15 protein-coding genes and 1 pseudogene are annotated in these 13,322 nt (G+C 72.5%); 8 read left to right on the plus strand and 8 right to left on the minus strand.

What is annotated here, in order from left to right; genetic code table 11:
• The 4 genes from grpE to DY240_RS27465 all read left to right on the plus strand — a co-directional run.
• On the plus strand, positions 1-559 hold a 559-nt coding region (gene grpE / locus DY240_RS27450), incomplete at its 5' end, for a nucleotide exchange factor GrpE (protein WP_119662848.1).
• A 31-nt stretch (positions 560-590) separates the two neighbouring features.
• Positions 591-1,739 (plus strand): molecular chaperone DnaJ, encoded by a 1,149-nt coding sequence (gene dnaJ, locus DY240_RS27455; protein WP_119662849.1) that lies wholly within the window; start codon positions 591-593, stop codon positions 1,737-1,739.
• Between the two features lie 2 nt (positions 1,740-1,741).
• Positions 1,742-2,155, plus strand: a complete 414-nt coding sequence (locus tag DY240_RS27460) for a heat shock protein transcriptional repressor HspR (RefSeq protein ID WP_325049315.1) — start codon at positions 1,742-1,744, stop codon at positions 2,153-2,155.
• Positions 2,156-2,193: 38 nt separating this feature from the next.
• Positions 2,194-2,808 (plus strand): hypothetical protein, encoded by a 615-nt coding sequence (locus DY240_RS27465; protein ID WP_147375550.1) that lies wholly within the window; start codon positions 2,194-2,196, stop codon positions 2,806-2,808.
• A 9-nt stretch (positions 2,809-2,817) separates the two neighbouring features.
• Here DY240_RS27465 and DY240_RS27470 read toward each other — a convergent pair whose 3' ends face one another.
• A complete protein-coding gene (locus DY240_RS27470) occupies positions 2,818-3,228 on the minus strand; it encodes a hypothetical protein (protein WP_119662852.1) in 411 nt (136 codons plus the stop codon).
• 65 nt (positions 3,229-3,293) lie between these two features.
• On the opposite strand from DY240_RS27470, the gene DY240_RS27475 reads away from it, so the two are divergent.
• The gene (locus DY240_RS27475) at positions 3,294-3,905 is read left to right on the plus strand and encodes a TetR-like C-terminal domain-containing protein (RefSeq protein WP_119662853.1); all 612 of its coding nucleotides are present in this window, start codon (positions 3,294-3,296) and stop codon (positions 3,903-3,905) included.
• Here DY240_RS27475 and DY240_RS27480 read toward each other — a convergent pair.
• Positions 3,888-4,253: a DUF4333 domain-containing protein gene (locus DY240_RS27480; protein ID WP_119662854.1), complete on the minus strand. Its 366-nt coding sequence runs from the start codon at positions 4,251-4,253 to the stop codon at positions 3,888-3,890. The two genes, DY240_RS27475 and DY240_RS27480, sit on opposite strands and share 18 nt — an antisense overlap.
• A gap of 116 nt (positions 4,254-4,369) precedes the next feature.
• Between DY240_RS27480 and clpB the strand changes: the two genes are divergently transcribed.
• Complete coding sequence (gene clpB / locus DY240_RS27485; RefSeq protein ID WP_119662855.1) at positions 4,370-6,955, plus strand: ATP-dependent chaperone ClpB; 2,586 nt, start codon at positions 4,370-4,372, stop codon at positions 6,953-6,955.
• 30 nt (positions 6,956-6,985) lie between these two features.
• Here clpB and DY240_RS27490 read toward each other — a convergent pair whose 3' ends face one another.
• The 3 genes from DY240_RS27490 to DY240_RS27500 all read right to left on the minus strand — a co-directional run bounded on the left by DY240_RS27490 (position 6,986) and on the right by DY240_RS27500 (position 8,819).
• Entirely contained in the window at positions 6,986-7,744 is a 759-nt protein-coding gene (locus tag DY240_RS27490; RefSeq protein WP_119662856.1) for a siderophore-interacting protein, read from the minus strand.
• Between the two features lie 62 nt (positions 7,745-7,806).
• The gene (locus DY240_RS27495) at positions 7,807-8,016 is read right to left on the minus strand and encodes a DUF397 domain-containing protein (protein ID WP_119662857.1); all 210 of its coding nucleotides are present in this window, start codon (positions 8,014-8,016) and stop codon (positions 7,807-7,809) included.
• Positions 8,013-8,819 (minus strand): helix-turn-helix domain-containing protein, encoded by an 807-nt coding sequence (locus DY240_RS27500; protein WP_158603025.1) that lies wholly within the window; start codon positions 8,817-8,819, stop codon positions 8,013-8,015. The genes DY240_RS27495 and DY240_RS27500 overlap by 4 nt, the downstream gene beginning before the upstream one ends.
• Positions 8,820-9,060: 241 nt before the next feature.
• Here DY240_RS27500 and DY240_RS27505 point away from each other — a divergent pair, with 241 nt between their 5' ends.
• Entirely contained in the window at positions 9,061-9,294 is a 234-nt protein-coding gene (locus tag DY240_RS27505) for a hypothetical protein (RefSeq protein ID WP_119662859.1), read from the plus strand.
• A 68-nt stretch (positions 9,295-9,362) separates the two neighbouring features.
• On the opposite strand, the gene DY240_RS27510 is transcribed toward DY240_RS27505, so the two are convergent.
• On the minus strand, positions 9,363-10,802 hold the full coding sequence (locus DY240_RS27510) for a serine hydrolase domain-containing protein (RefSeq protein WP_119662860.1): 1,440 nt from the start codon (positions 10,800-10,802) through the stop codon (positions 9,363-9,365).
• Between the two features lie 185 nt (positions 10,803-10,987).
• Here DY240_RS27510 and DY240_RS27515 point away from each other — a divergent pair, with 185 nt between their 5' ends.
• On the plus strand, positions 10,988-11,749 hold the full coding sequence (locus tag DY240_RS27515; protein ID WP_119662861.1) for an SDR family NAD(P)-dependent oxidoreductase: 762 nt from the start codon (positions 10,988-10,990) through the stop codon (positions 11,747-11,749).
• A 26-nt stretch (positions 11,750-11,775) separates the two neighbouring features.
• Here the strand turns inward: DY240_RS27515 and DY240_RS27520 are convergent, their stop codons facing one another.
• Together DY240_RS27520 and DY240_RS32560 are read right to left on the minus strand one after the other, a co-directional pair.
• Complete coding sequence (locus tag DY240_RS27520; protein ID WP_119662862.1) at positions 11,776-12,933, minus strand: VanZ family protein; 1,158 nt, start codon at positions 12,931-12,933, stop codon at positions 11,776-11,778.
• A 55-nt stretch (positions 12,934-12,988) separates the two neighbouring features.
• Positions 12,989-13,322 (minus strand): annotated as a pseudogene (locus tag DY240_RS32560) (hypothetical protein); the annotation flags it as partial.

A 13,322-nucleotide genomic window follows, 5' to 3' on the forward strand; every position in this document is an offset into this window, starting at 1 on the left:
CGGCCCGGACGCGGGGGCCACGGCTCCCGCGTCCGACGGCGCCGTGGCGGCCGGCGAGGAGCTGGCCGCCGCGCGGGCCGAGGCGGCCGAGCGGCTCGACGATCTCCGGCGGCTGCAGGCCGAGTACGTCAACTACCGCCGCCGCGTCGAGCGGGACCGCGAGGCCAACCGCGAGGCGGCCAAGGCCGAGGTGCTCGCCGAGCTCCTCGGTGTGCTCGACGACATCGGACGGGCCCGCGAGCACGGCGACCTCACCGGTGCGTTCCGGTCGGTCGGCGAGGCGCTGGAGTCGGTGACGGCGAAGGCCGGCCTGGTCCGCTTCGGCGAGCCGGGCGACGCCTTCGACCCGATGATCCACGAGGCGCTCATGCACGGCTACTCCGACGACGTCGAGGTGGCCACGTGCACGCAGATCCTCCAGCCCGGCTATCGCATCGGCGAGCGGGTCATCCGGCCCGCTCGGGTCGCGGTGGCCGAGCCCACCGAGGCGCTGCCGGCGACGGCCGCGGACTCGCCCGGCGAGGACGACTCGGCGGAGAATAAGGACGACCAGAGCTGACGTTCCGTAGACGGAGAGGAGGGGTGAGCCCGTGAGCACGAAGGACTGGATCGAGAAGGACTACTACAAGATCCTCGGCGTCTCGAGGGACGCCGACGCGGCCACGGTCAAGAAGGCCTACCGCACCCTTGCTCGCGAGCTCCACCCCGACCGCAACAAGGACGACAAGGCCGCCGAAGAGCGCTTCAAGGACGTCTCCGAGGCTTACTCCGTGCTGTCCGACCCCGCCAAGCGCAAGCAGTACGACGAAGCGCGCACCCTGTTCGGCAGCGGCATCCGCACGCCCGCCGGCGGGGGCGGCGGGTCGTTCAACTTCGACCTCGGCGACCTTTTCTCCGGCGGCGGCGGTGGCGGTCTCGGCGACGTGTTCGGTGGCATCTTCGGCCAGCGCAACCGGCCGCGGAGCACCGGCGCGCGCCGGGGTGCCGACGTCGAACGCGAGGTGACCGTCACGTTCACCGAGGCGGTCGAGGGCAAGACCATCCCGCTGAAGCTGACCAGCTCGTCGGCCTGCTCGGCCTGCGCCGGCACCGGCGCGCGGGCGGGCACCGTGCCGCGGGTCTGCCCCACGTGTTCGGGCACCGGCTTCACCAGCACCGACTCCGGCGGGTTCGGCATGGCCGAGCCGTGCAAGGACTGCCGGGGCCGCGGCCTGGTGGTCGACGACCCGTGCCCGGTCTGCAACGGCTCCGGCCGCGGCACCACGAGCAAGGTCATGCACGTGCGCATCCCGGCCGGCGTCGTCGACGGCCAGCGCATCCGGCTGCGCGGCAAGGGCGTGCCGGGCGAGCGCGGCGGTCCGGCCGGCGACCTGTACGTCATCATCCACGTCGGATCGCACCCGGTGTTCGGCCGCCGCGGCGAGCATCTCACCGTCACCGTCCCGGTGACGTTCCCCGAGGCGGCGCTCGGCGCGGACATCAAGGTGCCCACCCTGGGCGGCAGCGCGGTGACGCTGAAGCTGCCGCCGGGCACGCCCAACGGGCGCACCTTCCGGGTGCGCGGCCGTGGCGCGCCCCGCAAGGACGGCACCCGGGGCGACCTGCTGGTCACCGTCGAGGTGGCGGTGCCGCCGACGCTTCAGGGCGAGGCGAAGCAGGCGCTCGAAGAGTTCCAGACGGCCACGTCCGGCGAGGACGTCCGGGCCGAACTGATGAGTCTGGCGGCGAAGGAGGGATGACCATGGAGGCCGGAGGACGGTTCATCGTGGCGATGTCCGGCGCCGCCCGGCTGGTCAGCGACGACGAACCGCTGTACGTCATCTCGGTGGCGGCCGAGATGGCCGGCATGCACCCGCAGACGCTGCGGCAGTACGACCGCCTCGGGCTGGTGTCGCCTCGGCGCACCCCCGGCGGCGGCCGGCGCTACTCCCTGCGCGAGGTCGAGATGCTGCGCGAGGTGCAGCGGCTGTCCCAGGAGGACGGCGTCAACCTCGTCGGCATCAAGCGCATCCTGGCGCTCGAGGCCGAGGTGCATGCGCTGCGCCAGCAGCTCGAGCTGCTCACCGGTGCGGCCGACGAGCCCGCCGACTACCTGCCGGTGCCGGCGTTCACGTCGGCGCTGGCGGTCTACCGCTCCCACACTCGCCGGGGGTAGGTGCGACGCAGAGTCGTCGGGGCTGTCATAGTCGCGTCATGACACGAAGGATGACCATCGCGGCGGCCGTGCTGACCGCTCTGTGCACTCTGTCCGCCTGTGGTGACGACACGAGCGGCTCGGACGAGAGCGGGTCGAGCCCGTCGGCCAGCGCCGAGGCCGAGCCCGGGACCGAGGAGCCGGCCGGTGACGCCGAGACCGACGAGCCGGCCGGTGACGCCGAGGACGGTTCCGGCGACGCCGCTGAGTTGACGGGGGCCACGGTGGTCCCCGCCGATCAGAACGACCTCACGCCCGACCAGGTGTGCGCGGCCATCCCCGTCGCGGAACTGCAGGTCCCGGTCGAGGAACTGAAGCCCTTCGACGACCCCTCGCCGGCCCAATGCATGATCGACCGCGCCGACAACGAGGACATCACCACCTCGGTGATCTTCACCGCCGACACCGAGGTCGGTGGTGACGGAACCACCATCGACGGTCGTGATGCCAGGATCCTGGAGGCGCCCGGCGTCGGCTGCCGGGTGGAGTTCGGCCGAGGCGACGACTCCGTCAGCGTGGAACTCGCGACCACCGAGTCCGCCTACGAAGAGGGCATGTGCGACACCGCGCGGCAGATCGCCGAGGCCGTCGCGCCGTACTTCCCGGAGGACTGAGCCGGGGCGTCAGGCCGTCAGCAGGCCGACACCGAGTGTCACCAGGCCCGCGGCCAGGATCGCGGCGCCGATCCAGACCAGCCAGATGAGCCGGTTCGGCGTCGTGCGGCCCGGGCCGAGCGAGGAGAAGAAGAAGCCGGCCGGCATGACGATCGCCGCGACCGGCACGCCGCTGCGCGCCACCCAGGCCGCGAAGCCGTCCAACGACGTCGCGTCGGTGAGCACGGCGGTGAGCAGCCCCAGCGTGACGAACATGCCGGCATGGCCGTGCCCCGCCCGCGCGAACGAGCGCTGGAAGTCGGTGGCCGGCACCGCGCCGCGGGCGATGCGGGTGAGGTACCAGCCGCCGGACTCGATGGTGACGGCGGCGAGCAGGAGGATCCCGGCCAGCCGGGTGGCCTCGGAGCTGAGTTCGAGCATGGACGGGCGCCTCTCCGCGAATAACCTAACACTGTTATGAAACAACGTTTGGTTATCCTCGTCAAGTGGGTCGACCCCGGTTGTACGACGACGCGCTGCGCGACCGCCTGCTCGAGCGGGCGGCCGCGACGGTGTCGTCCGGCGGCGTCGCGGCGCTGAACCTGCGCGCGCTGGCGGCCGAGGCCGGCACGTCCACCGCGGCGGTGTACTCCCTGTTCGGCGGCAAGCCCGGGCTGGTCACGGCGCTGTACGAGCAGGTGTTCGCCCGGTTCGCCGAGCGGCTGGCGGCGGCCGGGGTCAGCGACGACCCGGTCGCCGACATCGTCCGGCTCGGCCACGCCTATCGCGAGAACGCGCTCGCCGACCCGCACGGCTACCGCGTCATGTTCGGCGACGAGCTGCGTCCGTCCGACGTCGGGCGGCGCGCGGCGCGAGCCGGCGCGCGGACGTTCGAGCCGCTGCTCGACGCGGTCCGGCGGGCGGTCCGCGCCGGGGCGTTCCCGAAGCGGCCGGCGGCGGAGTCGATCGCCACCGCCCTGTGGGCCAACGTGCACGGCCTGGTCTCGATCGAGCTGGGCGCGTTCATGCCGCCGAAGGCCGGCGACCCGGCGGCCGTCTTCGAGGCGGCGGTCCGGGCGAACGTGAGCGGCTGGGTGGCCTCAGCCCGTGGTGGCTGAGGGGGTCGGTTCGGACGGCGACGGCGTGGGCGTCGGGCTCGCGGTGTCGTTGCGCACCTCGTAGCGGACGTCGTTGCCGTCGACGTCGGTGGTGGTGACGGTGAGGGCGACCTGCTCGCCGCCGGCCGTCGCCGTGCAGCGCACCGACGCGCCGACCTCGCCGGCGAGGTCGCCGTCGCAGCTGACGGAGTCGACCTGCTGGCCCGACTGCTCCTCCATCAGTTGCTTCACGGCGCCCTCGAGGTCCGAGCGGGGCACCGAGCGGTCGCCCAGCACGGAGCAACCCGCGAGGGCGGCGACGGTGAGAGCGCCGGCGGTCAGGGCGGCCACGGTGCGAGGACGAGACATCGCTCGACATCATCCCCGACCCCGGACTGGTCTCGCAGAGTTGAGTGGAATAGGCTCAACTCTGCGGCGGTTGTCTCCAACGAGAGACCGAACACACCGAACACCCGGGGAGATCGATGTCCGACCAGCTCACCACCAAGGCTCAGGAGGCGCTGTCCGTCGCCGTGCGCAGCGCCGCGACCGCAGGCAACCCGGCCGTCGAGCCGGTGCACGTGCTGCGTGCCCTCCTCATCCAGTCCGGTGGGCTGACCGGGCCGCTGCTCGAGGCGGCCGGTGCCGACCTCCCGGCCGTCCGGCGCGACGTCGATGCCGCGTTCGAGGGACTGCCGAAGGCCGCCGGCTCCACCGTCGCCTCGCCGAACCTCGCCCGCGCCACGTACTCCGTGCTGTCGCACGCCGGCGAGGTCGCCCGCGAGATGGACGACCAGTACGTCTCCACCGAGCACCTGGTCGTCGGGCTGGCGCACGTGGCGTCGCCGGTGCGCGACCTGCTGTCCAAGCACGGCGTGACGGCTGAGAAGGTGCGCGCCGCGTTCGGCGAGGTCCGCGGGTCGGCGCGGGTCACCAGTCCCGACCCCGAGGGCAGCTACGACGCGCTGAACAAGTACGGCGTCGACCTCACCGAGCGTGCTCGCGAGGGCAAGATCGACCCCGTCATCGGGCGCGACTCCGAGATCCGCCGCGTCGTCCAGGTGCTGTCGCGGCGCACCAAGAACAACCCCGTCCTCATCGGCGAGCCCGGCGTCGGCAAGACGGCCGTCGTCGAGGGCCTGGCCCAGCGCATCGTGGCCGGCGACGTCCCCGAGTCGCTGCGCGGCAAGCGGCTGGTCGCGCTCGACATGGGCGCCATGCTGGCCGGCGCCAAGTACCGCGGTGAGTTCGAGGAGCGCCTGAAGGCCGTCCTCGACGAGATCAAGGCCAGCGACGGCGAGGTCGTCACGTTCATCGACGAGCTGCACACCGTGGTCGGCGCGGGCGCCACCGGCGACTCCGCCATGGACGCCGGCAACATGCTCAAGCCGATGCTGGCCCGCGGCGAGCTGCGTATGGTCGGCGCCACGACGCTCGACGAGTACCGCGAGCGCATCGAGAAGGACGCCGCCCTCGAGCGCCGGTTCCAGCAGGTCTACGTCGGCGAGCCCAGCGTCGAGGACACCGTCGCGATCCTGCGCGGGCTGCGCGAGCGGTACGAGGCGCACCACAAGGTGCAGATCGCCGACGCCGCGCTGGTCGCCGCCGCCACGCTCTCGCACCGCTACATCACCGGCCGGCAGCTGCCGGACAAGGCCATCGACCTCGTCGACGAGGCCGCGTCCCGGCTGCGCATGGAGATCGACTCCTCGCCGGTCGAGATCGATACGCTGCGCCGTCAGGTCGACCGCCTCAAGATGGAGGAGCTCGCCCTCGACAAGGAGCACGACGACGCCTCCCGCGAGCGGCTGGCGTCCCTGCGGGCCGAGCTGGCCGACCGCGAGGAGGAGCTGCGCGGCCTCGAGGCCCGCTGGGAGCAGGAGAAGGCCGGGCTGAACCGCGTCGGTGCGCTGAAGGAGCAGATCGACGAGCTGCGCGGCCAGGCCGAACGCGCCCAGCGCGAGGGCGACCTCGCCGGCGCCAGCGAGCTGCTGTACGGCCGCATCCCCGAGCTGGAGAAGGAGCTGGCCGCGGCCAGCGAGGCCGCCGAGACGCAGGCAGCCACCACCATGGTCAAGGAGGAGGTCGGCCCCGACGACGTCGCCGACGTCGTGGCGGCCTGGACGGGCATCCCGGCGGGCCGGCTGCTCGAGGGCGAGACCGAGAAGCTGCTGCGCATGGAGGACGAGCTCGGCAGCCGCGTCATCGGTCAGCGGACCGCGGTGGCCGCCGTCTCCGATGCCGTCCGCCGGTCCCGCGCCGGCATCTCCGACCCCGACCGGCCCACCGGCTCGTTCGTCTTCCTCGGCCCGACCGGCGTCGGCAAGACCGAGCTGGCCAAGGCGCTCGCGGAGTTCCTCTTCGACGACGAGCGCGCGATGGTCCGCATCGACATGAGCGAGTACGGCGAGAAGCACAGCGTCGCGCGGCTGGTCGGTGCCCCGCCCGGCTACGTCGGCTACGAGGAGGGCGGCCAGCTGACCGAGGCGGTGCGCCGCCGCCCGTACTCCGTCGTGCTGCTCGACGAGGTCGAGAAGGCCCATCCCGAGGTCTTCGACATCCTGCTCCAGGTGCTCGACGACGGCCGGATGACCGACGGCCAGGGTCGCACGGTCGACTTCCGCAACGTCATCCTCATCCTGACGTCGAATCTGGGCTCGGTGTTCCTCGCCGACCCCGCGCTGGACGAGAAGGCCAAGCGCGACGCCGTCATGGAGGTCGTGCGGGCGTCGTTCAAGCCGGAGTTCCTCAACCGCATCGACGACATCGTGATGTTCGACCCGCTCGGCACCAACGAGCTGGCCCGCATCGTCGACCTCCAAGTCGCCAAGCTGGCCGAGCGACTGGCCGACCGGCGCCTGGTGCTCCGGGTGACCGACAGTGCGAAGGAGTGGCTGGCCCTGACCGGCTACGACCCGGTCTACGGCGCCCGGCCGCTGCGCCGGCTGGTGCAGACCGCCATCGGCGACCAGCTGGCGAAGGAAATCCTCGCCGGCCAGGTCCGCGACGGCGACACCGTCGTCGTCGACCTCGACGAGAGCATGGACAAGCTCAGCGTCCGCCCCGCCTGAGGCCGCCCGCCGGCTCCGCCGATGGGGGCGTCAGGAGGGGGAGCCGGCCCGGCCGAGGCGCCAGTAGCCGAACGCGTGCAGCCGGTCGCGTGCGACGCCGCGCTCGATCGAGGCGAAGCGGCGGATGGCGCGCACCTCGCCGGCCTCGCCGGCCACCCAGACGTCGGCGGCGCCCTCGGGCCAGGGGAGCGACCGCACCGCCCGCTCGAGCGCGCCGGTCGTCCCGGCCGGGGCGCCGTCGCGGTGCAGCCACGTGACCCGCAGGTCCGCGGCCGACGTCAGCGGCTGCTCCTCGGCGGCGTCGGCCACCTCGACGACGGCGTGGACGGGCAGCCCGGCGGGCGCGGCCTCGGCCACGGCGGCCAGTGCCGGGAGGCCGGTCTCGTCGGTCGCCATGATCACGGCGTCGGCGGTGAGCGACGGTACGGCGTGCGGCCGCGGGCCGGTGAAGTCGAGCGTGTCGCCGGGTGCGGCCGACCGCGCCCAGCGGACGAACAGCCCGTCACCGTGCAGGACGACGTCGAGGTCGACCAGCCCGGACGCCGGGTCGGCCCGGCGGATCGTGTATGTACGGCTGGCCGGCCGGGCTCCGCTGAGCGCCCCGGTGCCGTTGCCCGACTCGGGCGGCGGCGAGAGCCGCAGCACCTGGTTCGGGCAGGACGGGTCCAGCGGCAGGTGCGGTTCCTCGATCTCGGCGGTCAGCCGGAGCATCGCCGGGGTCAGCGGCGCGACGGCCGTCACCCGGAGCCGGCCGGTCGACCCGCGCGCAGGTGCGGGTCCAGCGGTCATGCCCGCATCGTAGGACCGCCCCCGCGGCCGGTCGGCTGCGGGGGCGGTCGGAGGTCCATCGGTCAGTCGAACTCGCCGGCCTTCGCGCCCATCACGAATGCCGACCACTCGCCAGCGGTGAACTTGAGAATTCCACCGTTGGGATTCTTGCTGTCGCGCACAGCCATGCCACCGTTCGGCAGCGGCGTGACCTCGACGCACTGTCCACCGTCGCCGTTGCTGTAGCTGGACTTGCGCCACACGGCGCCGGCCAGCTCCGACACCTCGCTCATAATTCCTCCATGACCTGGCGGATCAGATCCGCCGATTCATCTGGTGACAACGCCTGGGCCCGGAGAACATCCATCCGGTCCACGGCATCGCCCACGACTCCGCTGTCCGTCATGAGGTGACCCCCGGTGGGGCCCTCGTAGTACAACACCGGCTGCCCGTTCAGACGGTCGAAGATCGTCATTTGTCCGTTCAGCGCGGCATGTGCGCCCGCGGCGAAAGGCATCACCTGAATGGTGATATGTCGCATCTCGCCCATTTTGAGCAGGTGTTGAAGTTGATCTCTCATGACGTCCGGCCCACCGATCATCCGGCGGAGCGCGGCCTCGTCGATCACCGCTCGCAGCCTCGGTGGATCGTCGCGACGGAGGATCTCTTGCCGTCGCATCCGGGCCTCGACCTGTGTGTCGACGTGGTTGTCATAGGCCATCCTGACGCCCGCCAGGAGCTCGCGTGCATACGCCTGTGTCTGCAGGAGTCCGGGCGGAAATGTCTGCTCGTACGTGTGGATCGACTTTGCCCGTTCTTCCTCCTCGATGAACCCTCGATACTTTGCGGGCACCGACTCGCGGCTCACCATCTTCCATGCACGGACGAGGAGGCCGTCGGTTCCCAGGATCTCGTCGCACCGTTCCGCGAACTCTCGCTGCGGAGGCCGCTGCGCAGTTTCCACATTAGCCACGGCCCCGCGCGAGTAGTTCAGCTTTTCGGCCAACTGTTCCTGGGTGAGTCCGGCGCGGTGACGCGCCCGCGCCAGCTCACCACCGAAAAAGGCGGCCGCGGAATCCGGATCATGGTCTGTCACGGCATCTCCAGGCGATGTCACAAAGTCGCGGGCGGCGTCACAAGTGGGGGGCGTGACAGCCGAATTGTTCCCGCGGGTGGCTCAGATCATGCACGATACTTCGCCAAGGGCTACGGCGCAGCGTTTCGGCTGATCCGAGCCGTGGCGAAGCGCTGCCAGGCCCCGGTCCGCCACCCGTGGCGAACGGGCGCGGACGAGCCACGAGCGGGGGCCCGCCAAGGCCCGGCACGACGGAGGAGAGATGGCACCCTTCACGGCCCGAGCCCACGGGTACGGCCTGGTCGACTGGACCGCTGACGAGGTCGACGCCTACGCCTCGCGGTTGCTGCGCGACCACGTCGCGGGCCGGCGCTGGATGCCGCACCGATCGTCGTCGTGCCGCGCGTGCGGCGAGAGCTGGCCCTGCCCTGCCGCGACGTGGGCCGGCCAGTGGAGCCACGGCGTGACCCGTGCCGAACCGCACTCGCGGTACTGAATCGGTGAGTGAGATGACCTCGACCCTCGTCGTCCTTGCCCTGCCCCTGCTGTGGGCCGTCTGTGAGCTCATCTCGTGGGAGCGTCGCCGGCACCATTCGTGACCAGCGGCGTGCCCGGCGAGACGCGGTCGCGGGTGCGCACCGCCCGGGCCACCCGGTCGATGGGGTGGGCCGTCATGGCGAACGCCTGCACCGAGGCGACGCCGTCCACGCCGAAGTGGTAGCGGATGGTCTCGCCCACCGGCGCGTAGCCGGTGCCGCCGGCGATCCGCAGCGTGTGGTCGTCGACGACGGCGAGGCGCATGGGCTCCTCGGTGGGATCGCGGTCGGTCGGGTCGAGCAGGAACAGCCGCCCGGCCAGATCGACCACGTCGAACACCCGCCACATGCTGGCGAACCGCCCGGTGAACCGGGACAGGTCGGCCGGTGACGGCGTCAGCTGTTGGCTCGCGGTCTGCGCGAGGTTCACCAGCCGGATCAGCCCGTCGGCGAGCATCTGCGCCGGCCCGTCGATGGCGTTGGTGAGTACCGAGACGGCCAGCCTCCCGGCCGGGTCGAACGAGGTCCGGGTGATGTGGCCGGGGTAGCCGCCGCCGTGCCCGAACACCAGCCGGCCGCCGATCATCGACCGGCCGAACCCGAGGCCGTACTCCGCGTCGCCGCGGCCCTCGACCTTCCACTCCGCCCGCTGCATGAGCCGCTTCGACGCGTCCGACACCAGCCGGGTGTCGCCGTGGAAGTGCGCCGCGACGTAGTGCACGAGGTCCTCGGCGGTGCTGAAGAACCCGGTGGCGGCCGCCATCGCCGCGGTGTCGACGTGGTCGATCGGGATGCGCCGGTCGGCGTAGGACAGCGCGGTGTAGCCGGTGGCGTAGTCGCCGGCGCGGGCCGGGTCGTACTCGGGTCCGGTGTTCTCCAGCGACAGCGCCTCGACGATGTGCTCGTGCACGTACGCGTGGTACGGCCGGCCCGACGCCGCCGCGACGATCATGCCGAGCATCGAGTAGCCGATGTTGGAGTACTTGAACCGCTCGTTCGCGGGCAGCACGCCGGCGCCGTCGTCGAGGAGGATGTCGCGCAGCCGGTCCTCGTCGGGGAACGCGTGCGCCAGCTGCCAGAAGTCGCCGTCGCGGCTGTCGCGGACCACGCCGCCGCCGTGGCCGAGCAGCTCGCGCACCGTCACCGCGGCCAGCGGCGTGTCGCGCAGGAACGGCAGCCACTGGACCGCTGGGTCGTCCAGCCGCAGCTGCTCGCGCTCGGCCAGCTGGAGCACGGCGGTGGCCGTGAACGTCTTCGAGTGCGATGCGATGCGGAACAGGTGCTGCGGCGTCAGCGCGACGCCGTGCTCGACGTCGGCCAGTCCGTGCGCGCTGGACAGCAGCAGCTTGTCCTCGTGGAGGACCGCGGCCTGGATGCCCGGCACGCGGTCGTACTGCTGCCGGAACGCGACCCACGTGTCGAAATAGCGGGCGGCATCGGCCACTGCGGGGTGGGAAAGATCGTTCACGGTTCATGACCTTATCGACCATATTGACCGAAGTGTGACCATGATCGGCGCGATGGAGGGGAATCGGGTACCCGGTCTCGCATGCTGGTCGCCGTCGTAGGGTCCTCCCTGTGGAGGGCCGTGCATACTGGCGACGACCGGAGCGAAGGAGTTCAGGTGCACGGCCCGAGACGTAAGGAGTGTTGATGGCTACGGCACTCGTCACCGGACCCACGGCGGGCATCGGGCTGGCCTTCGTGCGGGCGCTCGCGGCGCGCGGTCACGACATCGTCCTGGTCTCCCGCGACGAGGCCCGGCTTCGGGCCGTCGCGGCGGAGCTGCGCGGCGCCTACGGCGTGGGCACCGAGGTGCTGCCGGCCGACCTCGCCACCGACACCGAGGTCGTCGAGAAGCGCCTGCGGGCGGTGGAGCGCCCGGTCGACCTGCTGGTGAACAACGCCGGGTTCGCGCTGCGCAGCCGGTTCCTCACCAACGAGGTCGCGGACGAGGAGTACCTGCTCGACGTGCTGGTCCGGGCTGTGCTGCGGCTGACGCACGCCGCGCTGCCCGGCATGGTCGAGCGCGGCCGGGGCGCCGTCGTCAACGTCAGCTCGATGGCCGGCTACGTGCCGCGCGGCACGTACAGCGCGGCGAAGGCCTGGGTGACGGCGTTCAGCGAGGGCCTCGTGCCGCAGCTGCGGGGGACGGGCGTGCAGGTGATGGCGCTCGCACCCGGCTTCGTGCGCACCGAGTTCCACGACCGCGCGCAGATGAACATGTCGGGCCTGCCGTCCTGGCTCTGGCTCGACGCCGACGCGGTGGTCGCCGCCGCGCTGAAGGACCTGCGGCTGGGGAAGTCCGTGTCCGTGCCGGGGACGGTGTACAAGGTCGCCGCCGCCGTGCTGCCGCGGCTGCCGCGCCGCTTGGTGCTGGGCCTGGGGCAGCGCCATCCCGCCGGCCGCCGGTGATCACACCAGGCGGCAGGGACCGCACGTCAGGAGCGCTCTGCGTCGTCGGGTGAGCGGAGCTCCAGCCGATCGCCGTCAGGCCGCTCGCGGGCGTCGGCGACGTCGGCGCCGGTGAGCCGGAACGACAGTCCGCGCGGCCCGCCGAACAGCACGGCCAGCCCCGACACCACGATGACGAGGTTCGTCAGCGACTCCGCGGCCGACGCGGTGTCGCCGGCGAGCCGCGGCAGCGCGCTGACCACGTCGAGCACGCCGTAGAGACCGAGCCCGCACAGCGCGCGGACGAGCGCGCGCCGGCGGAGTGCCGCACCGTCCGGCCACCGCGGCACCAGCCAGAGCGCGCGCTGGCCCAGCGACGCACCCGGCCCGTACAACGCCGGCACGAGCACCACCAGCACGAACGCCACCATCGACGGCACCGCGTGGCTGCCCCAGCCGTCGGCGGCGGGTAGCTCGTCGCCGCGGCCGTAGTAGACGTAGGCGCGGTACGCGGTGGCGACGACTGCCGCGACCGCGGCGTAGGCGGCGAGGTCGACCACCATGCCGAGCAGCCGCCGCGTCCGGGTCACCGGACGGGGCAGCCGGCGGGTCCGCCGCAGCTCCCGGCCGGGCATCCAGCGCAGCAGCACCGGCGCGAGCAGCGTCCCGATCACCGCGCCCGCCGTGTTCGCCAGCACGTCGTCGATGTCGGCGACCCGGTAGGCGCAGCCGGCCAGCCCGAACACGCCAGTGCCCTGCGTGATCTCGACGAGCACGGACACCGCGGCGCCGCTGAGCACCGTCAGCCCGGCGCCGCGGCCGAAGAACCGGCGGACGAACAGCCCCCACGGCACGAACAGCACGACGTTGAAGACGACCTGCAGGACGGCGGCGCTCTCCAGCCGGGCGAGGAGTGACAGGCCCGCGGTGTCGGTCAGGATGTCGTCGAGCGAGTGGAACGGCCGCCATTGCGCGGACGGCGACTCGTGCACGTCGCACCAGTCCGGCTCGGGCCACGGCAGCAGCGTGTACGCCACCAGCGCCATGCCGTAGACGGCGAACAGCGCCGCACCGGCCAGCCGCACCGGGCTGAGCCGGCCGTACGTCCGCGACTCGATCACCACGATGGGTGCGAAGAACACGACGAACGTGACGGCTCCGAACAGCACGGCGACGTAGGCCGGCCACGTCCACGCGTCGATCACGGGGCCATTGTCGCGGGTCCGGGACCAGCGGGCCCGGTGTTCGCGTGACTCTCGGTCATCCGGGCAGGGCGGCGATCACCTCGGCCAGCGCCGCCGTGACGTCCTCGCCGTCGGCGAGCGTCCGGACCGGCCAGCCGCGCGCCGCCGCGGACCGCGCCCAGAAGTCCACCGGGCCGATGCCGGGCACGGCGGCGCCGGTGCGCAGGAAGGCGCACGGTGCGTCCGGCCAGTCCGGCGCCGGCGGCAGCCGCTCGGTCCAGAAGTCGTGGTCGCCCGGATGCTCGGCGTCGGGCGGCCAGCGGCCGCCGTCGCCGCCGGCGTGCAGGGCGTCGTGCGCGGCATCGGCCGCGGCCCCGTCGGCGGCGCGGAGCAGGTCCAGGTGCGACGGC

The organism is Jiangella rhizosphaerae (assembly GCF_003579925.1).
Lineage (GTDB): Bacteria > Actinomycetota > Actinomycetes > Jiangellales > Jiangellaceae > Jiangella > Jiangella rhizosphaerae.

Coding starts and splice junctions, on each gene's coding strand:
- DY240_RS27505 (WP_119662859.1), top strand. CDS start 9,061: ATGGCACCCTTCACGGCCCGAGCCCACGGGTACGGCCTGGTCGACTGG.
- clpB (WP_119662855.1), top strand. CDS start 4,370: ATGTCCGACCAGCTCACCACCAAGGCTCAGGAGGCGCTGTCCGTCGCC.
- DY240_RS27480 (WP_119662854.1), bottom strand. CDS start 4,253: ATGTCTCGTCCTCGCACCGTGGCCGCCCTGACCGCCGGCGCTCTCACC.
- DY240_RS27465 (WP_147375550.1), top strand. CDS start 2,194: ATGACACGAAGGATGACCATCGCGGCGGCCGTGCTGACCGCTCTGTGC.
- DY240_RS27515 (WP_119662861.1), top strand. CDS start 10,988: ATGGCTACGGCACTCGTCACCGGACCCACGGCGGGCATCGGGCTGGCC.
- DY240_RS27490 (WP_119662856.1), bottom strand. CDS start 7,744: ATGACCGCTGGACCCGCACCTGCGCGCGGGTCGACCGGCCGGCTCCGG.
- DY240_RS27470 (WP_119662852.1), bottom strand. CDS start 3,228: ATGCTCGAACTCAGCTCCGAGGCCACCCGGCTGGCCGGGATCCTCCTG.
- DY240_RS27460 (WP_325049315.1), top strand. CDS start 1,742: ATGGAGGCCGGAGGACGGTTCATCGTGGCGATGTCCGGCGCCGCCCGG.
- DY240_RS27495 (WP_119662857.1), bottom strand. CDS start 8,016: ATGAGCGAGGTGTCGGAGCTGGCCGGCGCCGTGTGGCGCAAGTCCAGC.